The organism is Sulfurospirillum arcachonense DSM 9755, assembly GCF_000597725.1.
Taxonomy (GTDB): domain Bacteria; phylum Campylobacterota; class Campylobacteria; order Campylobacterales; family Sulfurospirillaceae; genus Sulfurospirillum_A; species Sulfurospirillum_A arcachonense.
The window spans coordinates 65,673-90,672 of record NZ_JFBL01000005.1; the positions used below are offsets into that span (position 1 = coordinate 65,673).

Here is a 25,000-nt window from a genome sequence, read left to right on the forward strand (position 1 = left end):
TTTGGTTATAATAACAAAAAATTTAAAGGTTATTTATGCGTAGTGATCAGGTTAAAAAGGGCCATGATAGGGCTCCTCATAGAAGTTTATTTAGAGCAACTGGTGTGAAGAGTGAAGATTTTGATAAACCATTTATTGGTGTTGCTAATTCTCATATAGATATTATCCCTGGGCATTTCTTTTTACAAGAGTATGGTGCTATCATGAAAGACGAGATAAGAAAGAACGGTTGTGTTCCTTTTGAGTTTAATACAATTGGCGTAGATGACGGTATTGCTATGGGACATGATGGTATGCTTTACTCACTTCCAAGTCGTGAGCTTATAGCAAACTCTATAGAGACTGTTATGAATGCTCATAAGCTTGATGCGATGATTTGTATGCCCAACTGTGATAAAATCGTTCCTGGTATGATTATGGGTGCTTTAAGAGTCAATGTTCCTACTGTTTTTGTAAGTGGTGGACCTATGAAAAAAGGTTATACAAAAGATGGTGCTCCTATAGATTTAGCGACAGCGTTTGAAGCAGTTGGAAAATTTGAAAATGGAGACATTAGTGAAGCAGAGTTAACAGACATTGAGTGCAATGCATGTCCAAGTGGCGGAAGTTGTTCAGGTATGTTTACTGCAAATAGTATGAACACACTTATGGAAGCTATGGGAATAGCACTTCCAGGCAATGGAACAATCCCAGCTTTAACTCCTGAGCGTGAAGTTCTGATACGTGCAGCTGCAAAAAGAGTATGTGAAATAGCTCTTGATGAAAAATATAACTTTAGAAATATTCTCAATGAAAAAGCAGTTAAAAATGCCTTTGCAATTGACATGGCTATGGGTGGAAGTTCAAACACAGTTCTTCACATGTTAGCAATTGCAAAAGAAGCAGGTGTTGATTTTAATATAGCTGATATTAATAAGATAAGCAAAAAAGTATCACACATAGCAAAGATTTCTCCATCTCTTTCAACTGTTCATATGGAAGATATCAATAGAGCAGGTGGTGTTGGGGCTGTTATGCATGAGATATCAAAACGTGACAATGGCTCAATGTATTTAGATAACCTAACAGTTACAGGTCAAACAATCGGTGAGCGTATTAAAAACGATGAGATTAAAGATACAAGTGTAATCCATACCCTAGACAATCCATACTCAAATGTAGGTGGACTTGCTATTCTTTTTGGAAACCTTGCTACTGCTGGTTGTGTTATAAAAACAGCAGGAATTACTGGAGAGAGAAGTTTTACTGGACGTGCTGTATGTTTTGACTCACAACAATCATGTATTGCAGGTATTGTTGGCGGAAAAGTAAAAGCTGGTGATGTTGTTGTTATACGCTATGAAGGTCCAAGAGGAGGTCCAGGTATGCAAGAGATGCTTGCTCCTACATCTTTAATTATGGGTATGGGTTTAGGCTCTAGCGTAGCTCTTATCACAGATGGTAGATTTAGTGGAGCTACAAGAGGGTTAAGTATTGGTCATGTTTCTCCTGAAGCTGCTGAAGGTGGTATGATAGGATTGCTTCAAGATGGTGATAGTATCTCTATAGATGTTGATGCTTATACTATTAATGTTGATTTGAGTGACGAAGAGATAGCAAAAAGAGAAGCAAACTTCAAACCAGTTGTGAAAGAGTTAAAAGGAAGTTGGTTAAAACAATATAGACAACTTGTAACAAACGCAAGTAATGGTGCTGTTTTAAAGACTGAGTTTTAATGATAGAGTTTTTTGATCTATTATTGCAACACACTATCACTATGATGGCGATAGTAGATCCTCTTGGAGTGAGTGCAGTAATGCTCTCTCTTCTCCCTTCAACTGCTACAAAAGAAGAAGTAAATAAGATAGCGTATAAATCTACTCTTACTATTATCATAGCTTTTGTTGTTGTTCTGTTTACGGGTAATTTTTTATTGAAAATTTTTGGTATAGAGTTAGATTCTTTAAAAGTCATGGGTGGGATTGTTCTTTTGATGACGGGAATTAAAATGGTCAATGGAGCAATAGAAGGAAAAAATCAGACTAAAGAAGAAAAAGAAGAAGCAAAAATGCATGAAGATTTTTCCATCATCCCTTTAGCAATTCCTATTACTTTTGGACCTGGAATTTTTGCTACAGTTGTTATCTTAAAGGGACATACACATACTTTTGTAGAGTTATTGGCTTTAGTGATGTCCTTTTTACTTGTAGCACTTGCCGTGTATCTCTCTTTTAAAAATAGTATATATATTAAAAAGTATCTAGGAATCACCGGTCAAAAAATCATAAGTAGATTGATGGGATTGATAGTAGGAGCTATAGCTGTACAGTTTATATTATCTGGGATATATGCATTGCTAAAGGGTTACGGGTACTAGTTAGAAATTAAGTAAAGTTATATTGTAAATTATGATATTGTTAACGAGATAGCGTAACCAAAACCAATTAATGCAAATACTGCTGCAACATCTATAAATTTTAAAATTTGGATAGAATTTGTTTCTTTTTTCATTTTATTTCCTTTTAAGTATTTTTGAAATGATACATAATTATCTTTAAAATAAAATAAAATATTAAAAAAAGAAGAGGTAAATTTTTATAATGTTTCATTTTTACTCTTATTTAAAGATTAAGAAGAAAAGCCCCAACTTAAATATTCAGCCATATTTAAGTTAAAAGAGATGTTTTTGTGATAAATTTTTCTAATAGGTTTATATTGTAATAATAATAAACTATTTATATTACTTTTCATTTTTTTTTACAAAAACCGATATTTGTTATAATATCTCTCACATGTAAAGAAAAAGGAGACAAGGTGAATGAAGGCGGATGGTCATGTCCTCATGAAATAAAAGGAACCTGTGATATTATAAAAAAAGAGTGTGACCCTGGCGATAAAGGTTGTGTCCTTTTTGGTAAAGCCAAGTTTGCAAGTATGGATTCTCCATCTAATGAAGCTTTTGAAAAAAGAATGGAAAGAAAGATGAAACAGATGTTAGAAGAAAACAAGGAATAACAATACAATGCGTGTGTCTACTAAAGAACTTTTTAATCTCATCTCTAAAGCAGATACAAAAGATGTGAAAAAAGCATTGGAAAAAATTGTTTCTAATAAAGAAGGTATTTTAGCAGATGAGAAAAATATAGGTTCTGATAAAATAAAAAATCAAACGACAAAAGAGTTAGTAAATTCTCTTTTAAAAGATCTGAGTAGCAATACAAAAACAAAAGAAAACGTTTTATCAACACTCAAAGAAAATGACATTCCAAAGATGATGAAAAATACAACGGTTGAGTTAAAATCACTATTAGATTTGGTAAAAAGTGATAAAACTCTTGCAAAATTTGCACCTGCTTTAGAAAAACTTCTTTTACATGTAAAAGAGATAAAACCTGAAACGTTAAAAACACAGTTATCTAATACTGGGCTTTTGTTAGAATCAAAACTAGCAACTTCTAAAACAGAAGTTATGCCAACTCCATTAAAAGAAGTACTAACAAATCTAAAAGAGTTAGTTGTAAAAAGTTTTCCAAAACAAGAGATAAAGGAGTTACCTTTAAAACAAATTGATACTCTTTTAAGTGCAAAAAAGGCAGATAAAAGTTTTATAGATACTCTAAGTAGTCTCATAAAAAATATAAAAAATGCACCAGATTTACTAAAAGAAGTACAACCGCAGATTAAAACTTTAGAAAACATACTCAAACAAGATACTCCCATACCTCAAACAAATATTAAAGAAGTTTTGACAAATCTAAAACAATCACTTACACAAAACACACAAAATAGTGATGTACATGTAAAGATAATAGATAAGCTTTTAAATACGCCAAAAGCAGATAAAGTTTTTATTGACGATATAAAATCACTTATAGCAAATCTCAAAACAAGTAAAAATATAAATAAACCAGTAGTTGAAGTGACTGCAAAACTTGAAACTTTGGTACAAAAAAGTACATTAATAGAATCAAAAATACAAAACATATCTGAAGTAGCACCAAAAGAAGTTCAAAAAGTTGCCAATGAAATAAAACAAGTTATGACAGAGTTAAAAGAGTTGAGTCTAAGTGCAAGTAGTAAAAAAGCACCAGCGATTTTAGAAAAGTCACAAACTATAGTTCAGATGGTAGATCAAACTTTAAAAACGCCAGAGTTTTTTCCAAAAGAACTTAGTAAAGCAACGATCTCAGAACAAATTCAAAGAGTAGTAAATCTCATAAAAAGTGAACTTGTAAAAGTAGATGCAAAAAATCCTTTACATGTAGAAGTTGCAAAACTTACAGAAAAGCTAGAGTTAACAATAAAAGAGCAAATAGCAAGTAAAAATATAGTACCAAATCAAAAACTACTTTTAGACACACCCATAAAAAGTGAGGGTTTTGCTGATACAAAAGCAACACTTTTAAGTATGAAACATGAATTAAGTACTTCAACCTTACCAAGTGCAAAAGAAGCTTTGATTCAAGTAGATAGGCTTTTGACTCGGATTGATTATTTTCAACTCGTTTCACTAGGTTCAAACTCAAATACTACATATCTTCCTTATGTCTGGGATGGTTTGCAAGAAGGTCAAGTGAGTATTAAAAAACTCAAAGAGAACCGATTTTTTTGTGAGATCAATTTAAAACTCAAAGAGTATGGTAAAATTGATTTGATGTTAATGCTTTTTGAAGATATACATGTAAACATATCTGTGTTTGCTGAGAAAAAAGAGTTTGTAGAGTTGGTACAAGAAAATATGCAAACATTGAAACAAGGGTTAAATAAACTAGGCTTAGTCCCCTCAAATATCAAGCTTTATGATGCTCTAAAAGATAAAAAACTCAAAGAAGATACAAGAGATTTTGCAAGTTCTAGACAGCTTGGCTCTAGTATAAATATAGAAGTTTAGGAGAAAGAGATAAAAAAAATATTGCAAAACTATTTTGGATTCAATAGTTTTAGACCATTACAGCGTGAAAGCATTGAAGCTATTATCAATAAAAAAGATTTACTTACTATTTTACCAACTGGTGGAGGAAAATCTCTTTGTTATCAACTCCCAGCACTCTATTTTGAAGGTCAAGTTACGGTTGTAATATCTCCTTTAATCGCTTTGATAAATGACCAAGTTATCAATCTTGGTTTGAACAATATAAAAGCAGATAAACTCACAAGTGAGCTCAATAACGAAGAGATAAGTGAAGTGTATAGAAAACTTAACAATAAAGAGTTATCTTTACTCTATGTATCTCCAGAGCGTGCTAATATGGAGAGTTTCAAAGCACTTTTACGACAGGTTGATGTGAGTTTTATAGTCATTGATGAAGCACATTGCGTGAGTGAGTGGGGACATGAATTTCGTCCTGATTATCGTAAACTTCATTTTTTAAAAGAAGAGTTTCCTCACATACCAATAGCAGCTTTTACAGCAACGGCTACATGTAAAGTGGCTGATGATATAGTAAGTGCTTTAAAACTAGACAATCCTACGAGATTAAAGGGAAGTTTTTTTAGAGATAACCTTATCTTAAATGTGAAAAAAAGAGTGGCTAATGGAAGAAAAGAGTTAGTAAATTTTTTGAAAAATTATGATGATGAGAGTGGGATAATCTATACGTTTACAAGAAAAGAGACTGAAGAGATAGCTTCTTTTTTACAAAGTAGAGGTTTTAATGCCTTAGCTTATCATGCGGGTTTAAAAAGTGAAATACGCAAAGAAAATCAAGATAAATTTATAAGAGATGAGACAAAAATCATAGTAGCAACCATAGCTTTTGGTATGGGAATTGATAAAAGTAATGTTCGTTTCGTAGTTCATATGGATTTACCAAAAAGCATGGAGAGTTATTATCAAGAGATTGGACGTGCTGGTCGTGATGGTTTGAAAAGTGAGTGTTTGCTTTTGTATGCAATGGGAGATGTTGTCAAAAAAAGTGAGTTGATGAACTCTATTGAAGATGAAGTCTATAAGAACTTTGCAAAGAACAAGATAGAAGAGCTTTACAATTATGCCAATTCAAGGCAGTGTAGGCATCAAGCAGTTACAGGTTACTTCGAAGAATCGTTAATTGAGTGTGAAAATCTATGTGATAATTGCCAAAAAGAAGCTGTTGAAGAGATAGACATAACACAAGAAGCAAGGATGTTACTTTCCACTATATATAGAAGTGGACAAAACTTTGGTTCAGCTCATATCGTTGATGTGATAAAGGGTAGCAAAAATAAAAAAGTTATTGAAAATGGGCATGATCGACTGAGTGTATATGGCATAGGAAAAGAGATAAGTAAAGATAGCTGGGGTTTAGTTATAGATAAACTTTTTGAAAAAAAAGCGGTAAAAAGAGGTGATTTTAGACAGCTAATGCTCACAAGTTTTGGAGCAAATGTTTTGAAAGGCAAACAAAATATTTATGCAGATGTTGATATTTTTGAAGAAGTTGCAAAAGAGATATCTTTGGATAAAGAGCATGAAATAAAAGATGAAAATTTTGAAGCACTTCGAGAAGTAAGAGCTGAGCTTGCAAGCCAAAAAGGTGTTCCAGCTTATGTTGTTTTCTCAGACGCTACACTTAAAGAAATAGCAAAAAAACTTCCTTGTGATGAAGAGAGTTTTTTAGATATAAACGGTGTTGGAAAAGTAAAACTTGAAAGATATGGTGAAGTCTTTATGAATAAAGTGAAAGAGTTAAAACAATGAAAGAGGCAAATGTAAAAAAAGCAGTAGCACTTAGATTTGATAAAGAAAAAGAAAAAGCACCAAGAGTAGTTGCAAAAGGTAAAAGTCTCGTTGCTGAGCGTATTATTAAAATAGCCAAAGAAAATGAGCTTCCAATAAAAAAAGATGAAGATTTAGTAGAGCTTCTTACAAAAATAGAGTTAGACAAAGAGATACCATCAAATTTATATAAAGCAGTTGCAGAAGTTTTTAGTTTTATTTATAATGTGACAAATAAAAAGTTATAGATGAGCATCTCTATGTTTTTTCCCATTAAATGTGAAAATCAAATCAAGTCTTATCTTTTCTCCACTCTTTAAAATTAAAAACTCTTTATAATCAATTACGCTTAAAGTCGCCACAACTCCTTTTATAGTCTCTTTTTGTTCATTGTCTAAATAAACTATCGTTGAAGGAATTTTTCTTTGAATAGCAACTGTTAATTGGTCGTAAAATTCATTTGATATTGGTGCGTACATGTAAATCTTTCTTTTTCTCTAATACTAGCAATAATTAGATAAATATAGATTAATTTTCAAGAAAATTATTTTTAACCTTCGTAAGTAAATCCATAAGAGTTTCTTTTTCTTTTTGAGAAAATCCCTCATATGTTTTAGATATAAGTTTAGAAGATATTTCGTTTAAAATAATTGGTTTGATTTCTAAACCTTTATTTGTAAGCTTGATTAAAGTGCTTCTACTATCATTTTTATCTTTGACTTTTTCTACCAAATCCATCTTTACTAGTTTATTGATAAGTGCTGTTAGAGTAGATTTGTCTTTATTTATAGATACAGATAGTTTCTTCATAGCTATGCCATTTTCATTTTTATATAAGTTAACCAAAATAGCCCCATGAGATGGAGCTAGTCCATCTAAGTTATGTTTTTTAAGCTCATTTATAATCAGTTTATTTGCATTGAGTTGTATATTAGCTATAGTAGCAATGATTGAGTTAGTATTTTTCATATGTTATTATATTTTATATCCTATTAAATTTAGATTTTAACGTATCCATAAATTTAAATTTTTATGGATACGAGTGACTTTTATTGATTAAAATTTGCCGTTAGAATTTTGCCATTTTGCTTCTACTGGAATCTCTTCGATAGTATCCCAGTGCTCAACAATCTTCCCATTTTCAATACGGAAAAGATCATAAAAAGAAGAATGTTTATTCATAAATGTTCCTTCACTTACCATAAGTACAAAATTACCTTCGCCTAAAATCATGTGATTTTTCTTATAAATCATTGGCATTCCAGATTCTGCCATTCCTTTAAGTGCTTCACCAAGTGCTCCCAAACTATCTTTTACATGTGGATTATGTTGATTGTATGTTTTGGTTGATATATACTCTGTAATTTTTGCTGGGTTTTTACCAAAAAAAACATCGTTTAATAAACCTTCTACTAAAGCTTTGTTTGCTTGGGTTTTATCAAGGTCTTTAATTTGCGTTGGCCCATCGATTTGAGAGCGTCCACTTGCAGTTTTTTCTACGATTGCTTGTAGATTGTCCCAGTGTTCAACAATTTTACCATTTTCAAAACGGAAGATATCAAAACCAATTTTTGGTCCAAAGAAGTTATATTTCGTGTGAGTGAAAACAAAATCACCATCTTTAAATACACGAGCAACGTCTACTTTAGCACTTCTTTTTGGAAGATGGCTTAATGCTTCACCAAAACCTGCAATACCATCTTTAACTGCTAAGTTATGTTGTATGTATTTAGTCGGGTTTATAACACCTGCTGGTTTTCTTTTTCCATTCTCTATAGAATTTAGAAGTTCAACAACTTGTTGTTTTTCTGAGTTCATTTTTGTTTCCTTTGTATTTGTACTTAACGCACATCCTGTAAAAACTGCTACACTCAATAGTGACATTAAAGCAGTTTTTGTTGTTAATAGTTTCATGCTTATTCCTTGTGGTTTTAGTTTGATATCAAACTTTATAAGTAGAATTATAGTTTTATATCAAACTAAAGTCAAGGGTTTTGTATTTTTTTGTAAAAAAAAGGTAAAATACGAAAAAATAAAAAGGTTAAAAATGGAAAACTTACCAAGTTGCCCAAAATGCAATAGTGAATATACTTATGAAGATGGAGCATTGTTAGTCTGCCCAGAATGTGCTCATGAGTGGTCAGCAGTAGCACCTGAAGAAGATAGTGAAGATGTTTTAGTTCATAAAGACTCAAATGGTGTTGTTTTGAGTGCAGGAGATACTGTCACAATCATAAAAGATTTAGATGTAAAAGGAGCTGGTTTTACTGCAAAAAGAGGAACTGCTGTAAGAAATATTTCATTGACTTCAAATCCTGAGCAAATAGAGGGAAGAGTTAATGGAGTAAAGATAGTTCTTTTAACTTGTTTTTTGAAAAAGTCGTAGTAAAGTAGTATTTTGGAGATATTATGAATATAAAAAAAATTGTTAAATTAAGTTTTTTTTTAATTGCTATTCTTGTTATATTAATTGCAACTATCAATTCTATAGTTTTATATCAAATAAAAGACAATGATTATTATAAAAAAAATATAGCAAAATTAATATCTCTTCAAGAAAATATGAATTCTTTATCAAAAGATTTAGTTATCTCCAAAAATCCTGATGATCTGTATCATATTAAATCAAATTTTCTTAAATATGAAAAAGAATTTGAAAAAACAAAAAAAATATTTACTTCAAATAAAAATGATAATTTTATAGACAGGTTTGTAGAAGATATTTATAGAGCACCTATTATTCGTAAAGACTTACAATTACTCTATTCAAATGAAAAAAATATTGAAGCTGCATTTGATAAAGCTCATGATTTACAAAAAAAGAAAATTGAGTTAAAGAAAAAATTTGATTTAGCATATCCTTTAGAAAATAAATTGAGAAAGAAAATAGGTAGCAGTGTTTCAAGTTCAGGCAACATTGTATTAGTTCATACTTTTGGAGGTATTGAATACTATAGTAAAGAGGCTCTTTTTCAAAAAAAAGATAAAGAAACTTTACAAAAATGGTTAAATAAAATATATTTTTTAAAAAATAAAAATATTAGAGGAATCAATGAATACATAGGTGTTGTGCAAAGAGTAGGTTCTTATGCTATTGATATAAATAAATTTGAAAAATTACAAGAAAAGCTAACAACAAGCATTATAGAAATAATTAATTTAAATAGAAAAGTAGATGTCAATATAGAAAATAATATAGAAAAGTTATCCTCCAGTTTTATTGACAAAACATACTTATATGTATTGATTTTATTAGGATGTACAATTTTTATTATTGTTTTAGTAGCATATTTAGTTAGTAAAAATGTTGATTTATCTGTTGATGAAATTGAAGAAAAAGTAGAAAATGGATTAGAAGAGATAAAAGCTTTAAATCATGAAATAGAAGTGACTCAAAAAGAAGTTGTTTTTACCATGGGTGCTATTGGTGAACAGCGAAGCAAAGAGACAGGAAACCATGTAAAAAGAGTTGCAGAGTATACAAAACTTTTGGCATTGAATTATGGCTTAGAAGAGAGTGAGGCAGAGATGTTAAAACAAGCAAGTCCTATGCATGATATAGGGAAAATAGCAATTCCTGATTCTGTTTTAAACAAACCAGGTCGTTTTAATGAAGAAGAGCGAAAGATTATGGATACACATGCCAAACTTGGTTATGATATGTTAAAAGGATCAAATAGAGCACTTCTTAAGATGGCTTCTATTGTGGCATATGAACATCATGAAAAATGGGATGGCTCTGGTTATCCACAAAAAAAGGCAGGAGAAGATATCCATATATATGGTCGAATAACAGCGGTAGCAGATGTTTTTGATGCACTTGGTAGTGATAGAGTTTATAAAAAAGCATGGGAAGATGAGAAAATTTTTAAGTTTTTTAAAGAAGAGAGAGGGGTTCATTTTGACCCCACCCTCATAGATATCTTTTTTGAAAATTTAGATAGTTTTTTAGCAATAAGAGATAAATTTAAAGATTAAATTTTATTTACTATTTGAAATTTCATATCCAAAAAATATAGTTTTGTCTTGATTTGCCTTCAGAGTAAAATTCCACTGGGTTTTACCTTTAGCATTTTGAGTATCAAATGCTGGTTCCACTAATGTTTTTACTTTTATATTGGCATCTTTTGAAACAGGAACTTTTGTTATAAAATTGATATTTTCACTATATGGATTTTTATTAATAATTGTAAATTTCCAGTTTTGGGTAGAAACTTTTTTATCACCAAAAAATGTTTTTTCATCAAGAGTTTTGATTAACTCTTTTTTCACTTGTATATGCTCATTCTCTCCAAAATATATTTTTGTTTCTTTATCTTTGTATATCTTTTCCATATATCTTTTAGCAACTGGATTTGAATCTAAAAAGTATTGTGCGTAAGCGCTAGAATAGTCTTTTTTTGTTTTTATAATTGCTTCTAAGTATGCTTTATTTGTACCATATGCATCTATTACACTTCTAAAAGTTGCATTTATGAGTTGGTTATCTACATGTAAAAGATTTTTTTCTCCACTAAAAAGTGATACATTAGATATTTTGTAAACAGATTTTGTAGCTAAGTCAGTATGTTGTATATTTCTAGTGTTTATTGAAGATTCTTTCACACTATCATTCATAGCCATGAGAGCTTTTTTATATACTTTTGGTCGTTCTTCTCCTAAGTAAGTTGGGTAAAAAGGTTGGGGAGCTACATTTTGGTTGTATCTGTAAGAGTAGATGTTTAAATCTATATTTTTAAAGTTTTCAGTACCTTGAAAAAGAAGTGTTGCTTTTTTTTCTATCGATATTGATTTATTGTTGATATTCGCACTTATATTATAAAAAGGAGTGTATTTAATGCTATTTTGTGGATATATAATTTGAAGTTTTTTATTTTCTCTATCACATGTATAAGTAATTTTAAGTTCTTTGTACTCTTTATCTAATGCTTGAGTCTCTTTTAATTCTTTTTCAATTTGAGTTAGTTCTTTTTTTAATGTATCAATTTGGGTAGCATTTGCGACTAAATTTTTTGTAAGATACAATGTAATACTATCTATTTTAGAAACTTTATCAATTTTTTGTAAAGAGAGGGATTTTAAAAGGGATTCTTTTGCTACAAGGGCTTCTATTTCATGAGTTATTTGCCGTTTTTTTTCATTGAGTTTTTCAATATTTTCATTTGGATTTTTAATTGTATTGGAAAGGTTATGCTTCTGTATTGCACATGATGATGCTATTTTGTATTTTATGTTTTCAAGAGTAGAGTATGCAGGAACTTGTGTTGTTATTTCTCCACTGTTTTGTAAAGTAAAAGATTTATTTAAAAAAGATTGATTTGCATAAATATCAAGTTCTACATGTAAAGGTTTAGTATTGGCTGAAAGATTTATTGTTAGTAGAGTTAATCCCAAAAGTAATTTTTTCATTTTAGTCCTTAATTATTTTTGTAGATTTTATCATAGAATAGTTAATAAGCGTATATAGACTGCTCTTTTAGTAATATAGAGCAGCCAGAATTTTTTTTAGTTATATTTGTATTGTTTTCTTTTTTGCAAGACACATAGCAACACCTTTTTCATAATAAGCCGCTTCATTTATGAATAAGGCATAAAGTGTTTCATCGTTTTGAAAAAATATTTCTTCTCCATCAAGAGTAACAAATAGTGGACTTCCTTTTGTGAGTTTGAAATAACCATTTTCTTGTAAGGTAGGATGAACCATAGCGTTGATATACCCATCTTCTCCTCTTGGAAAATCAATCATTTTTGAGTTCTCATAAACTTCAATATTTGTATATGTTTTTTTTAGTTTATCTGTATTGTATAATTCAAAAAAGTCTAAAACATGTTGGATCATTTTTTCAGTTTCAAAAAACATATCTGCTCGAAGAACACCTTGAGGGATTGAACCTACTTCTATAGTAAATCCACTAGGAGGAATAGAACTTACAAAGGCTATATCATCAGTATCCCCTTCCCATTTAAAGATATTTACCTCAGGCATACACTCTTTAAGATAACCTGCTACTTGCCAAGTGAGTTTATCGTTAGTACTTATACAAAGAGATAATCCCATTTTTGAAGTTGTTGAATGTAAATCTACAATGAAATCTATATTGGGATTTTGGCTTCCTTTGGGTCCTATTTTTTGATTTATCTCTTTTGCTAGTTTATCTTCATAAGAACCAAGTGAAGGATCATTTAATCCAGCTATTGTAAAAGTACGATTCAAATCTTTATCGACATATCGAGTGCACTGTTTCATTGCACCTATATTTGTATGCATAAAAAATGTTTCAAAATGCTCTCTTTTTACTAAGCTAGGATTTTTTTTAAATTTATTTATAAGATAAACACCTGTGAGTTCATTCCCATGAGTACCGCCTGTTATAGCAACTTTGTGAATTTTTTTCATAAATATCTCTTTTTAGATTTTCGTTGAGTATATTAAAATAAATTCATTTGTGTCAAATAATAGATAATTATTCTTGATATAAAATTTTTTTATCTATATTTCAATTTTTCTAGCATAAAGCTTATATTTATATTTTTTTGGTTAGGATTTGAAATAATTATTAATTAAAGGATAAGAAGATGCTTACACAGATTGATAAACTTTTAGAAGAAAATAAAAGCCAAATGTATTTAGATTTTGAGAAAATAGTAAATATAAATAGTTTTAGTTCAAACCTAGATGGAATAGATAAAGCATTAAATGCTTTAGTGGATATTGCAAGTGAAAAAGATATTGAACTACAAAAAGTTTATTCAAGTAAAAATGTAAGACCTCATCTTATGCATGGGAAAGAGAAAGAAAAAGATTATTTTGCATTTATTGGACATTTTGATACAGTGCATCCTGCTTCTAGTGATTTTAACACCTATATAGATGAAGGTGATACTATAAAAGGTCCTGGAACAAATGACATGAAAGCTGGACTTATTGTTGCTTTATATTCATATTCTATTCTTAAACAACTCTATCCAAATCGTGATTTACCAATTAAAATTCTTTTTAATTCAGATGAAGAGATAGGATCAACAGATTCTCAAGAAATAGTAGAAAAAGAGTTTATTAATGCAAAAGCTGGTTTTATATTTGAACCTGGGCGTATTGGTGGAGAGATAACAGTTCAAAGAAAAGGTCTTGCTGCTTTGGATATTGAGGTTATAGGTAAACCTGCACATGCTGGTGTTGCTCCTTGGGAAGGAGTTAATGCTATCTTAGCTTCATGTGAAATAATTCAAAAACTAGAAGCTTTAAATGACTATGAAAATGGCATTATAGTAGGGTGTAATGAGATTCATTCTGGTATTGCTAGAAATGTAGTGCCTCCATATAGTAAAATTACTGTTGATGTAAGATTTGAAAAAATGTCACAAAAAGAACCTTTATATAAAAAGATAGAAGAGATTTTAAATACACCAACCACTGTAGGAGCTGAAGTAAAATATGATCTACACTTAAATAGACCACCTTTTGAGAAAACTGAAGCCTCTGGAGAGTTAGCAAAACTTTATAGAAGTATTGCAAAAAAGCTTAATTATAGCTGTGAAGAAATGGCTACAGGAGGAGGATCTGATGGAAACTTTTTATCTGCAATGGGTGTACCAACTATTGATGGCTTAGGTGCTATTGGAGATTTTAGTCATACCAAAAAAGAGTACATAGTAAAAGACTCATTAGTTTATAGAACAAAGATTTTTGTTTTGTTTATGATTGATTTATTAGAAAATAATTAGTCTATATCAATGTTCTTTAAATATTCACTTATTTGAGGAACATTGTCTTTTCTACAAACTAAACAAGTTGGTATTTCAAGAACACTATTAGGAATTTTAGTAGTTTTTAATTTCTCAAGATACCCAAGTTTCTCAACAATTGATTTAGGGATAATAGATTCACCCATTCCAAGTTCTACACAAGCAAGAATAACTTCAAAGTCTGCAATTTCAATTGTATCATATTCGCTAACGCCTATATGTTCATAGTATTTTTTCATACCACTATGATATGCACAATTTTCTTCATACGCTAAAATAGTATGGTTCTCAACTGAACTATCTTTTTGTTGAAGAAATAAAAGTTCATTATCGAATTTATTTAGAACCATTATTTCACTATCATCAGGTTCATGATTTATAAAGCCAATATCTATCTTATATTCTAAAAGTAGCTTTACTATAGGTATTTTAGTTTTTCTTATAAGTTCTAATTCTAAGGTAGGAAAGTCAACTCTGATTTTTTGTAAGAATGGAATTAATCTTTTACTTGCATTTGTATATGTCGATGCAACAATCAATGAATCTTGAGAATTGATATTTTTCATTTGCATATGAATTTCTTTAAATTTTTTATCTATTTCATTTGCTAATGGGAGTAATTTTTCACCTTCTTTCGTAAGAATAATTCCTTTTGGTACTCTATGAAATAGTTTATAACCTAATTCTTTTTCAAGTTGTTTAATTCTTAGTGTAACATTGGCTTGAGTTACATTAAGTTTTTTTGCTCCTAGTGTAAAACTTTTACTTTTTGTAACAGTAGTGAAAATTTTTAAAAGATTTGAATCCATATGCGCTCCTGATAATTATATTGTGAAGTGGATACTTTATAGGCAAAAGACAACGTATACACCAAGATTAATCCTGTATAATGATTGAATTATAGCACTAAATTGCTTAAAAATTAAGTCTTTTGATATATGTTTTATTAAATATATATGCTATATAGGATAAATATTTTTAATGGATTCAATAATTAGAAATAATTTGACATATACCTATATTATGGAATATACTTAAATCAACTTTAAATAAAGGAGTTTATATGAAAAAGATGATTATGGGTTTAGCTACAGTAGCTTTACTTTTCTCAGCAGGAAATGCTGCAACGCTAAAAGTAGGTTTAGCATCAGGTGCAGGTAGTATGGATCCATACGCACATAATGAAACTGCTACAAATTCTATTCTTTCAAATATATTTGATGCATTGATTTCTTTTGATAAAGATCTTAAAACTCATCCAGCCCTAGCTGTTTCTTGGACAAATCCAGAACCAACTGTTTGGCTAATGAAACTTAGAAAAGGTGTTAAGTTTCATAATGGAAGCGATTTTAATGCTGATGATGTTGTTTTCTCTTATGATAGAGTAAAAAATTGGGACAAGTCAGGTTTCAAAGGTAAAGTTAGCATGATTAAAGAAGTCTCTAAAGTAGATGATTTTACTGTTAAGATTGTTACAAATGTACCGTATCCTATTTTATTAAGAAAACTTACTTATATTCATATTTTAGATAAAGAGACATTAGAAGGTAAATCAGAACAATGGATTGGATTACATGCTATAGGGACTGGACCTTACAAACTTGTTTCTTGGAGTAAGGGTGATCATATAAAATTAGATGCAAATCCTACTTATTGGCAAGGTAAAGGAAAGTATGATAAAGTTCTTTTAAGACCATTAACAAATAATGCGACAAGAGTTGCAGCAATACTAAGTAATGAAGTTGATATTATCAATAGAGTTCCTGTTGTTGATGTTAATAGAGTTAAAGCTAATGATAAGTTAGATTTCTTTGTTCAACCTGGGCTTAGACTAATTTACTTACAAATGGACCAAGATCGTGATAAATCACCATATATAAAAAGTCATGATGGTAAAAATCCATTAAAAGACATTAGAGTTAGAAGAGCATTGTATTATGGTATTAACGAAGACGCTATCATTAAATATGTTATGAAAACTTTTGCAAAACCTGCATCTCAATTGAGTCCAGAAGCAGTGTTTGGTTATGACCCTAGTATTAAAACAAGAGTAAAATACGATCCTAAAAAAGCAAAAGCTTTACTTGCAGAAGCTGGTTATCCTGATGGTTTTGAAATAGTTTTAGATGCGCCAAATAATAGATATATTAATGATTCACAAATTGCTCAAGCAATTGCCTCGTCATTAGCTAAAATTGGAATTACTGTTAAAGTCAATGCAACACCTAAATCTACTTTTTTTGCAGAAACTGGTAAATTAAATACAAGCTTTTTCCTTATAGGATGGGCAAGCAGTGATGGTGATGCAAGTTCTATTTTTGATGGAGTTGTCCATACTTTTGATAAAGATAAAGGTTATGGAAGATATAATAGAGGAAGATTTTCGAGTCCAAAAGCTGATAAATTGATAGAAAAATCAGCTGGTATTATGGATCCAAATGAAAGATTGAAAGTTTTACAAGAAGCGCAAAGGGTTGCTTTAGTTGAAGAGCAATGTTTTATACCACTTCATTATCAAGTAGATATATATGCAGCGAGTAAAAAAGTTCATTTTGAGCCTAGAACAGATAGCCGTATTTGGGCATTTGATATAAAATAAATAAATAATATCTCACCTTTTTAAAAGGTGAGATACTTTATTGGAGATTAATGACAAAATATATATTAAACAGACTTTTTCACTCGACCTTAGTTATGTTCACTATAAGCTTTATCGTCTTTTTTATTATGTTTAAAGCAGGTGATCCAGTTGAGCTTATGCTCCCCCCTGATGCCACACAACAAGATGTTGTAGAAATGAGAGCAGCACTTGGACTTGATAAATCATTTATAGTTCAATATCAAAAGTTTTTAAGTAATGTTGCGGAAGGAAACTTAGGAAACTCTTTTATATATGGGCAACCAGCTCTTGATATAGTGTTTGAAAGATTGCCAGCTACAATGGAACTTGCTGTTATTGCTATGATAGTTTCTATTTTGCTTGGTATTCCACTTGGTATTATATCTTCCATAAAACCAAATTCAATACTAAGTAGGATTATTATGTTCTTCTCTTTAGCGGGTATTTCAGTGCCTGTATTTTGGACAGGAATGATACTCGTGCTTATATTTTCTGTTATTTTAGGAGTTTTACCTAGTTCAGGACGAGGAGAGGTGTATCTTTTTACAAGTGCCTTTACATGGGATGGAATAAAACATTTAATTATGCCGGTTATTACACTTTCAGTTTTTCAATTAGCATTAATATTGAGACTTACAAGAACAGGTATGATGGAAGTTTTAATGCAAGATTATATTAAATTGGCTTCTGCAAAAGGTGTTCCAAGGAAAGTAATCGTTTATTATCACGCACTTAAAAATACTCTTATACCTTTAATTACAGTTATTGGTATACAGTTTGGGCAACTTGTTGCTTTTACTATCGTTACTGAGACTATTTTTGCTTGGCCAGGGACAGGAAAACTTATTATAGATTCTATTCAAAATCTTGATCGTCCAATTGTTGTTGCTTATTTATTGGTAATTTCTTTTATATTTGTTGCAATAAATTTTATAGTTGATGTGCTTTACACATTTATTGATCCAAGAGTGAGGGTATGATGAAATTATTTAAAAATGAATTATTAATTGAATATTTTGAAGATAAGCTAGCAGTTGTTGGGCTTTTTGTTTTCACTTTATTATGTATATTCGCACTTGCACCTGCAATTTTTTCTCCACAAAATCCTTATGATTTAGCACAGCTATTTTTGGAAAATAGTTTTCAAGGACCAAATCAAAATTTTCTTTTAGGTACTGATGAACAAGGAAGAGATATTTTATCTGCAATCATGTATGGATTAAGAGTGTCTTTATATGTAGGTCTTGCGAGTACTATTCTTTCTGTTATTATAGGCTTCTCTTTGGGATTGATTTCTGGTTATTATGGTGGATGGGTTGATACTATTATCATGAGAATAGCAGATATTCAACTCTCTTTTCCAGCTATATTAATAGCTTTAATTATTATGGCACTTTGGGGTGCTGGAATTGGGAAGATTATCATAGCAATTACCATTGTAAATTGGGTCTATTATGCAAGAACAGCAAGAGGTGTTGTACTTTCTGAGAAAGAAAAAGATTACGCACAATCTGCAAAAGCTTTAGGTATGCGTAATTTTGCCATTATATTTCGTGAAATTATGCCAAATGTTACAGCTCCTATTATAGTTATAGCAACTGTTAGAATTGCAAATGCAATTATACTTGAAGCAACATTAAGCTTTCTAGGACTTGGAGTACCAATTACTGAGCCATCTTTAGGGTCTTTAATTGCTAATGGTTATCAAGTTTTATTTAGTGGTTATTGGTGGACCTCAGTATTCCCAGGAATTATTCTGATGGTATTAATTATATCTATCAATCTTATAGGTGATAGAACAAGAGACATAATGAATCCGAGGTTAAAAAGATAATGGCACTATTAGAAGTAAATAATTTAAAAACTCATTTTTTTACAAGAAATGGTGTTGTAAAATCAGTAGATGGAATTAGTTTTTCTATAGAAAAAGGTGAGATATTAGGAATTGTAGGAGAATCAGGAGCAGGAAAATCTATAACAGGATTTTCTATGTTAGGGCTTATAGATAGTCCTGGTAAAATTGTTGAAGGTGAGATTTTATTTGATGGAGTAGATTTAGCTCAAAAAAGCGAAGAATATCTTCAAAAAATAAGAGGGAATGAAATTGCAATGATATTTCAAGATCCTCAAACATCTTTAAATCCTGTTATAAGTATTGGTGAACAACTGATGGAAGCAATACTTTATCATAACAAAAAGGCGTCAAAAAAAGAGGCATATAAAGCTAGTGTTGATATCTTAAAACTTGTTGGTCTTCCAGCAGCTGAAAAAAGGATGAGTAGTTATCCTCATCAGCTTTCTGGTGGAATGAAACAAAGAATTGTTATTGCAATGGCACTTTTAAATAATCCAAAACTTTTAATAGCGGATGAACCTACAACAGCACTTGATGTAACAATACAAGCTCAAATTTTATATCTTATGAAAAAATTAAGTAAAGATTTTGAGTCTTCTTTGATTTTAATTACACATGATATTGCTGTAGTCTCTCAACTTTGTGATAAGATTGCAGTTATGTATGCAGGACGTATTGTTGAATATGGGAAAAAAGAAGATATTATATTTAATCCAAAACACCCTTATACAAAAGGTTTGATTGAATGTTTACCTAAACTTGATGATAACAAAGAAAGGTTATATCAGATACCTGGTATTATGCCATCTTTATTAGGGTTACCAAAGGGTTGTTATTTTAAAGATAGATGTGAATATGCAGATGGAGAGTGTGATGTATACCCTCCTGAACAAGAGATAGATGGAAGGAGAATATTTTGTCACAAAGCGAAGTAAAATTACTCGAAGTAAGAGATGTTGAGAAAATTTTTTCTGTAAAAGTTGGTTCATTTGAAAAAAAAGATTTACATGCATTAAATAAAGTAAGTTTTGATGTTTTTAAAGGAAAAACTCTCTCTTTAGTTGGTGAGAGTGGATGCGGAAAGACAACCATAGGAAAAGTTATTTTAGGATTATATGAAGCTACGAATGGTTCAGTAGTATTTCAAGATAAAGATATAGCAAAATTATCTCCAGCGCAAAGAGGAATAAGCCAAAAAGATATTCAGATGATATTTCAAGATCCCTATTCTTCTTTAAATCCAAGAAAAAAAATAAAGACAATTTTAGAACAACCTCTAAAAATTCATACTAAAATGAAAAAGAAAGAACGCTTAGCAACAATGTTATCACTTTGTGATGATGTAGGAATTGACCATACGTATCTTGAAAGGTATCCTCATCAGTTCTCCGGTGGACAACGTCAAAGAATTGCAATAGCAAGAGCTATGATATTAAAACCGGAATTAATCTTAGCAGATGAGCCAATTTCAGCTCTGGATGTTTCGATTCAAGCACAAATATTAAATCTTATGATGGATTTAAAAGATAAGTATAAATTAACAACACTGTTTATAACACATGATATAAGTGTTGTTAAGCATTTAAGTGATTATGTTGCAGTGATGTATCTTGGAGAAATTGTAGAGTATGCTTCTAAAGATGAGTTATTTAAAAATCCTAAACATCCTTATACTGAAATGCTTTTTTCTACAGTTCCAGATATTCGTACACCATTGGCAACAGAAAGTGTTTTAAAAACAGGAGAAATACAAAGTCCAATAGATTTACCACAAGGTTGTTTTTTTGCTAATAGATGTCCTTATAAAGTAGATGCTTGTGAACAGAGTCATCCTGAGTTGGTAGATCTTGGAAATAAACATTTGGCAAGATGCCCTAGAATTGGAGAGTTTTAAATTGGTTAGAAGAAAACCTATTATAGGAATTTCAAGTAATTTAGTAATAGACGAAAGTGGAAGATTTAAAGACTTTTGGAGAACCTATGTTAATGAAGATTATGTAACAGCTATCTTAAAAGCAGGCGGAATTCCCTTTATAATACCCATTGTTGATGATAAAGAAGTAATAAGAGCACAAGTAGAGAATATAGATGCTATTATCTTTTCTGGAGGAGAAGCAGATATAAATCCAGCTATATATGGAGAAGAAATTTCAGAAAGAAGTACAGCTCCTAATAATAAAAGAGATTGGTTTGATTTTGAACTTGCAAAAATAGTTAAAGAGTTTAAAAAACCAACATTGACAGTATGTAGAGGACATCAAGTAGCAAATATTTTACGTGGAGGAACATTGCATCAAGATACTTCTTATGCAAATAACATGCATTTAACACATAATCAACAGTCTACTCCTGATTTTTTAGCACATGAAATAAAAATAGACAAAGATAGTTTATTGTATGATATTTTGAAAAAAGAAGAGATATGGGTCAATTCTTTTCATCATCAAGTTGTAAAAGATGTTCCAGAAATGCTTAAGGTAACTGCTGTTGCAACTGATGGAGCAATAGAAGCTGTTGAGTATAAAGATCCTGAGTATTTTTTCTTATCAGTTCAATGGCACCCTGAAATGATGGCTGCTCGTGATAATGAGGATATGCTTAAAATATTCAAAAGACTAATTAAAGAAGTAAAAGAGTAATAAGGAGTTTCAATGAAAAAAATTATAGTTGGTTTAGCAACGGCAGCGTTACTTTGTTCAGGAGCTAATGCAAAGACCTTGAGTGTAGGGATGTCTGATGGTGCACAAAGTATGGATCCATACTTTATTAACAATGATGATACAAATTCTATTTTAAATAATGTATTTGATAGTCTAATCTCTTTTGATAAAGACTTACATACTCAAGCAAATTTAGCAGAGTCATGGAGTAATCCTAGTCCAAAAGAGTGGATTTTTAAGTTAAGAAAAGGTGTAAAATTTCATAATGGTAGTGATTTTAATGCAGATGATGTAATTTTTTCTTATGATAGAGTAAGAAATTGGGATAAATCAGCTTTTAAAAGTAAAGTAAATATGATTGAATCAGTTTCAAAAGTTGATGAATATACTATCAAAATGGTTACAAATAAACCTTATCCAATCTTTTTAAGACAACTTACTTATGTTAATATTTTAGATAAAGAAACATTAGCAGGAAAAAGTGATCAATGGATAGGTTTAAATCCAGTAGGAACAGGACCTTATAAATTTGATTCATGGAATAAAGGTGATAGTATAAAAATGAGTGCCAACAATGGTTATTGGTTAGGAAAACCAACTTATGATAAAGTGATTTTTAAGCCATTAACAAATGCAGCAACAAGAGTTGCAGGTATTTTAAGTGGTGCTGTTGATATTATCAATAAAGTTCCAGCAGTAGATGTAGCAAAAATTAAAAATAACGAAAGAGTAGATTTTTTTATGGTTCCTTCTTTAAGAACTATTTATATTCATATGGATCAGCACCGTGAAAAATCTCCATTTATAAAAAGCCCAACAGGTAAAAATCCTTTGCAAGATATAAAAGTAAGACAAGCTTTTTCTTATGCAATTGATAGAGAAAGTATTACAAAGTATATTATGAAAGGCTTTGCAGTGACTGCAAATCAGCTTAATGCAAGTACTGTTTATGGATATGATAAAAGTATAGGAAAGTTTGAATTTAATCCAGAAAAAGCAAAAGCTTTGTTAAAAGAAGCTGGATATCCAAATGGTTTTGAAATTCAACTTGACTCTCTAAATACAGGAACTTATCCAAAAATTGCTCAAGCAGTAGCTTCTAGTTTAACAAGAATAGGTATAAAAGTTAAAGTAAATGCAACTCCTGGTTCTGTATTTTTTGGAAAAATGGGCAAAAGAGAAACTAGCTTTAGTTTAATCGGATGGGCAAGTGGTTCTGGAGATGCAAGTTCTTTTCTTGATAGTATAGTTCATTCTGTAAATCCTGATAAAGGATATGGAAAGTACAATTGGGGAAATTTTGCTAATGCAAAAGCGGATGAGTTAATAGAAAAATCAGCTAGCACAATGAATCCAGAAGAAAGATTAAAAGAACTCAAAGAGGTGCAAAAAATTGCTCTTGCAGAGTTTGGGTATCTACCTATTCATTATACAGTGAACTTATATGCTGCAAATAAAAAAGTTCATTTTGAACCAAGAATCAACGGTTACATTTGGGCATTTGACGTAAAATAGGAATAAACTAAACATTTTTAATAAAAGAGGGGTGTATTACCCCTCTATTTTCATCATATAAATTATTCTTTAAGATAAGTTACTCTAACATAGTAGAAGTACTAATGAAATGAGGGGCTAAATTATGGATAAATTAATTGCAGTTTTATCTGGTCTTGGGATTTTTTTATTTGGTATGCTTTATCTTGAAAGTGCATTAAAAGAATTTGCTGGACGTAAATTAAAAGACTATATAAAAAGATATACTTCCACAAACTTAAAAGCGATTGCTTTAGGTGCAGTCTCAACAGCTGTTTTGCAAAGTTCTTCCGTTATAACTCTCATAGTTTTATCATTTGTTGGAGCGGGTCTTATGGGACTTGGAGCAGGAATTGGTGCAATATTTGGAGCAAATATAGGGACTACTGCAACTGCTTGGATTGTGGCACTTGTTGGATTTAAAATTAAAATTGGTGCATATGCTATTGCTATTACAGGTTTAGGTGGACTTTTAGCTGTTTTTGGTGGGAAGAGAAAAAATATACTTTTTATAGCGCAAATGATGATAGGCTTTGGTCTTATATTTTTTGGTTTGTCTGAAATAAAAAACTCAATGGCAACGATTGCAGATGGTGTTGATTTGAATTTTGAAAGTAATTATAAAGGTATTATCTTTTTATTTATGGGTATGGGTTTAACGGCAGTCATTCAATCTTCTTCTGCTGCAACTGCAATCATATTTTCTGCTTTTTATGCGGGGATTGCTACTTTTGAGCTTTCTTGTGCATTTATAATAGGGGCAAATCTTGGTACTACTGCAACAGCTCTTTTAGGTTCAATCGGTGGTACGATGGATAAAAAGAGAATTGCTATAGCGCATGTTCTTTTTAATGTAGTTGGTTCTGTATTTGTGTATATTTTTATATCTCAATATGCTTATTTTATACTTGAAATTTTAAATTTTAAAGACGATCCTATTCTTGGTTTATCTATTTTTCATACTTTGTTTAATTTGACAGGTGTTGTTCTCTTTTATCCTTTTATTGATTTATTGACACAAAGATTAAATACGTTTTTCATTAAAAAACGAGTTTTTATAGCTCAAAGTATACACAACACTGGTTTTGAAATTCCAGAAGCATCAATTGAAGCAATAAAAAAAGATATAAATCTTTTACTTGATAAGGCTATGAAACTCTCTTTAGCAATTTTAAATATAAATGAAGTAAAAGTTGTTACACAAAAACAAAAGGTTAAAGAAGTTGTTAATTTAGATGATAAACTTATGGAAATTGATTTTGTTAGAAGATATAAAGATTTAAAAAAATTGGAAATAGAAATATTAGAATATACTAACCAAGTTTCAACTATGAAACTTGAAGTTGAAGAGATTAAAGCTATTAATAATCTTACTTCGGCAATAAGAAGAATAGTTTATGCTGCTAAGTTGGTTAAAGATATTCGCCATAATATTGAAGAGTTAATTGAAAATGAATCAGATTTTATACGGGGTATATTTTTAGAGCAAAGGCGTAATACTGCTAGGTTTTTCAAAAATTATGCTTACATAATGGAAGGTATTAAAAATAAAGGAGAACGTGCTCAAAAGCAGTATTATAAAATGAAAGATAGCAATAAAGAATTCATGGAAAATATTGCTACTTTAGTACGTGGAGATTATGTTACTGAACATGATGCAACGACAATTATTAATGTTAATAGCTCTTTATATCACTCAGCAAAAGCATTTTTAGATTCAGCAGATTATATGTATAAAATGCAAAAAAGTGAAGAAATAAAAGAAAAAGAATTAGAAAAGTGAGATAAATTTTTTATGCTTTACATGTAACAATATAATTGAATTACCAGCTAAATGTACTTACATGAAATAAACGCTTTATTATCTTTATTGAGATATAATTTCTAAAAAAATACAGAATGGATAAAGT

23 protein-coding genes are annotated in these 25,000 nt (G+C 30.3%); 17 read left to right on the top strand and 6 right to left on the bottom strand.

What is annotated here, in order from left to right:
* Positions 1–35 precede the first annotated feature (35 nt).
* The 6 genes from ilvD (at position 36) to K354_RS0105435 (ending at position 6,924) form a co-directional block, all read left to right on the top strand.
* Positions 36–1,715 (top strand): dihydroxy-acid dehydratase, encoded by a 1,680-nt coding sequence (gene ilvD / locus K354_RS0105405; protein WP_024954484.1) that lies wholly within the window; start codon positions 36–38, stop codon positions 1,713–1,715.
* On the top strand, positions 1,715–2,356 hold the full coding sequence (locus K354_RS0105410) for a MarC family protein (protein ID WP_024954485.1): 642 nt from the start codon (positions 1,715–1,717) through the stop codon (positions 2,354–2,356). Before ilvD ends, K354_RS0105410 begins: the two co-directional genes overlap by 1 nt.
* Before the next feature lie 437 nt (positions 2,357–2,793).
* A complete protein-coding gene (locus K354_RS0105420; RefSeq protein ID WP_024954486.1) occupies positions 2,794–2,994 on the top strand; it encodes a hypothetical protein in 201 nt (66 codons plus the stop codon).
* Between the two features lie 7 nt (positions 2,995–3,001).
* Positions 3,002–4,870 carry a flagellar hook-length control protein FliK gene (locus K354_RS0105425; RefSeq protein ID WP_024954487.1) on the top strand — a complete coding sequence of 623 codons (1,869 nt, stop codon included), beginning with the start codon at positions 3,002–3,004 and terminating at the stop codon, positions 4,868–4,870.
* A gap of 21 nt (positions 4,871–4,891) precedes the next feature.
* On the top strand, positions 4,892–6,658 hold the full coding sequence (gene recQ / locus K354_RS0105430; protein ID WP_245600571.1) for a DNA helicase RecQ: 1,767 nt from the start codon (positions 4,892–4,894) through the stop codon (positions 6,656–6,658).
* Complete coding sequence (locus tag K354_RS0105435) at positions 6,655–6,924, top strand: EscU/YscU/HrcU family type III secretion system export apparatus switch protein (protein WP_024954489.1); 270 nt, start codon at positions 6,655–6,657, stop codon at positions 6,922–6,924. Before recQ ends, K354_RS0105435 begins: the two co-directional genes overlap by 4 nt.
* Here the strand turns inward: K354_RS0105435 and K354_RS0105440 are convergent.
* The 3 genes from K354_RS0105440 to K354_RS0105450 form a co-directional block, all read right to left on the bottom strand.
* Positions 6,919–7,155 carry a hypothetical protein gene (locus tag K354_RS0105440; RefSeq protein WP_024954490.1) on the bottom strand — a complete coding sequence of 79 codons (237 nt, stop codon included), beginning with the start codon at positions 7,153–7,155 and terminating at the stop codon, positions 6,919–6,921. The genes K354_RS0105435 and K354_RS0105440 overlap by 6 nt on opposite strands.
* Positions 7,156–7,204: 49 nt before the next feature.
* Positions 7,205–7,645 (bottom strand): MarR family winged helix-turn-helix transcriptional regulator, encoded by a 441-nt coding sequence (locus K354_RS0105445; protein ID WP_024954491.1) that lies wholly within the window; start codon positions 7,643–7,645, stop codon positions 7,205–7,207.
* A gap of 87 nt (positions 7,646–7,732) precedes the next feature.
* On the bottom strand, positions 7,733–8,590 hold the full coding sequence (locus K354_RS0105450; RefSeq protein WP_024954492.1) for a nuclear transport factor 2 family protein: 858 nt from the start codon (positions 8,588–8,590) through the stop codon (positions 7,733–7,735).
* 133 nt (positions 8,591–8,723) lie between these two features.
* On the opposite strand from K354_RS0105450, the gene K354_RS0105455 reads away from it, so the two are divergent.
* Positions 8,724–9,062: a zinc ribbon domain-containing protein YjdM gene (locus K354_RS0105455; protein WP_024954493.1), complete on the top strand. Its 339-nt coding sequence runs from the start codon at positions 8,724–8,726 to the stop codon at positions 9,060–9,062.
* Between the two features lie 23 nt (positions 9,063–9,085).
* Positions 9,086–10,654, top strand: a complete 1,569-nt coding sequence (locus K354_RS0105460) for an HD-GYP domain-containing protein (RefSeq protein WP_024954494.1) — start codon at positions 9,086–9,088, stop codon at positions 10,652–10,654.
* 3 nt (positions 10,655–10,657) lie between these two features.
* Here the strand turns inward: K354_RS0105460 and K354_RS0105465 are convergent, their stop codons facing one another.
* Complete coding sequence (locus K354_RS0105465; RefSeq protein WP_024954495.1) at positions 10,658–12,085, bottom strand: DUF4139 domain-containing protein; 1,428 nt, start codon at positions 12,083–12,085, stop codon at positions 10,658–10,660.
* 100 nt (positions 12,086–12,185) lie between these two features.
* Positions 12,186–13,073 carry an aspartoacylase gene (locus tag K354_RS0105470; RefSeq protein WP_024954496.1) on the bottom strand — a complete coding sequence of 296 codons (888 nt, stop codon included), beginning with the start codon at positions 13,071–13,073 and terminating at the stop codon, positions 12,186–12,188.
* 179 nt (positions 13,074–13,252) lie between these two features.
* Between K354_RS0105470 and K354_RS0105475 the strand changes: the two genes are divergently transcribed.
* Positions 13,253–14,401 carry a M20/M25/M40 family metallo-hydrolase gene (locus K354_RS0105475; RefSeq protein ID WP_024954497.1) on the top strand — a complete coding sequence of 383 codons (1,149 nt, stop codon included), beginning with the start codon at positions 13,253–13,255 and terminating at the stop codon, positions 14,399–14,401.
* Here K354_RS0105475 and K354_RS0105480 read toward each other — a convergent pair.
* Positions 14,398–15,231 (bottom strand): LysR family transcriptional regulator, encoded by an 834-nt coding sequence (locus K354_RS0105480; RefSeq protein WP_024954498.1) that lies wholly within the window; start codon positions 15,229–15,231, stop codon positions 14,398–14,400. The genes K354_RS0105475 and K354_RS0105480 overlap by 4 nt on opposite strands.
* Before the next feature lie 254 nt (positions 15,232–15,485).
* Here K354_RS0105480 and K354_RS0105485 point away from each other — a divergent pair, with 254 nt between their 5' ends.
* The 8 genes from K354_RS0105485 to K354_RS0105520 all read left to right on the top strand — a co-directional run bounded on the left by K354_RS0105485 (position 15,486) and on the right by K354_RS0105520 (position 24,873).
* Positions 15,486–17,021 carry an ABC transporter substrate-binding protein gene (locus K354_RS0105485; RefSeq protein ID WP_024954499.1) on the top strand — a complete coding sequence of 512 codons (1,536 nt, stop codon included), beginning with the start codon at positions 15,486–15,488 and terminating at the stop codon, positions 17,019–17,021.
* Positions 17,022–17,071: 50 nt separating this feature from the next.
* On the top strand, positions 17,072–18,022 hold the full coding sequence (locus tag K354_RS0105490) for an ABC transporter permease (protein WP_024954500.1): 951 nt from the start codon (positions 17,072–17,074) through the stop codon (positions 18,020–18,022).
* Positions 18,019–18,876: an ABC transporter permease gene (locus K354_RS0105495; RefSeq protein ID WP_051505393.1), complete on the top strand. Its 858-nt coding sequence runs from the start codon at positions 18,019–18,021 to the stop codon at positions 18,874–18,876. The genes K354_RS0105490 and K354_RS0105495 overlap by 4 nt, the downstream gene beginning before the upstream one ends.
* Positions 18,876–19,832 carry an ABC transporter ATP-binding protein gene (locus tag K354_RS0105500; protein WP_037940316.1) on the top strand — a complete coding sequence of 319 codons (957 nt, stop codon included), beginning with the start codon at positions 18,876–18,878 and terminating at the stop codon, positions 19,830–19,832. Before K354_RS0105495 ends, K354_RS0105500 begins: the two co-directional genes overlap by 1 nt.
* A complete protein-coding gene (locus K354_RS0105505) occupies positions 19,814–20,791 on the top strand; it encodes an ABC transporter ATP-binding protein (RefSeq protein WP_024954503.1) in 978 nt (325 codons plus the stop codon). Before K354_RS0105500 ends, K354_RS0105505 begins: the two co-directional genes overlap by 19 nt.
* On the top strand, positions 20,745–21,536 hold the full coding sequence (locus tag K354_RS0105510; protein WP_169733420.1) for a gamma-glutamyl-gamma-aminobutyrate hydrolase family protein: 792 nt from the start codon (positions 20,745–20,747) through the stop codon (positions 21,534–21,536). The genes K354_RS0105505 and K354_RS0105510 overlap by 47 nt, the downstream gene beginning before the upstream one ends.
* 12 nt (positions 21,537–21,548) lie before the next feature.
* A complete protein-coding gene (locus K354_RS0105515; RefSeq protein ID WP_024954505.1) occupies positions 21,549–23,072 on the top strand; it encodes an ABC transporter substrate-binding protein in 1,524 nt (507 codons plus the stop codon).
* A 124-nt stretch (positions 23,073–23,196) separates the two neighbouring features.
* Positions 23,197–24,873: a Na/Pi cotransporter family protein gene (locus K354_RS0105520; protein WP_024954506.1), complete on the top strand. Its 1,677-nt coding sequence runs from the start codon at positions 23,197–23,199 to the stop codon at positions 24,871–24,873.
* Positions 24,874–25,000 lie beyond the last annotated feature (127 nt).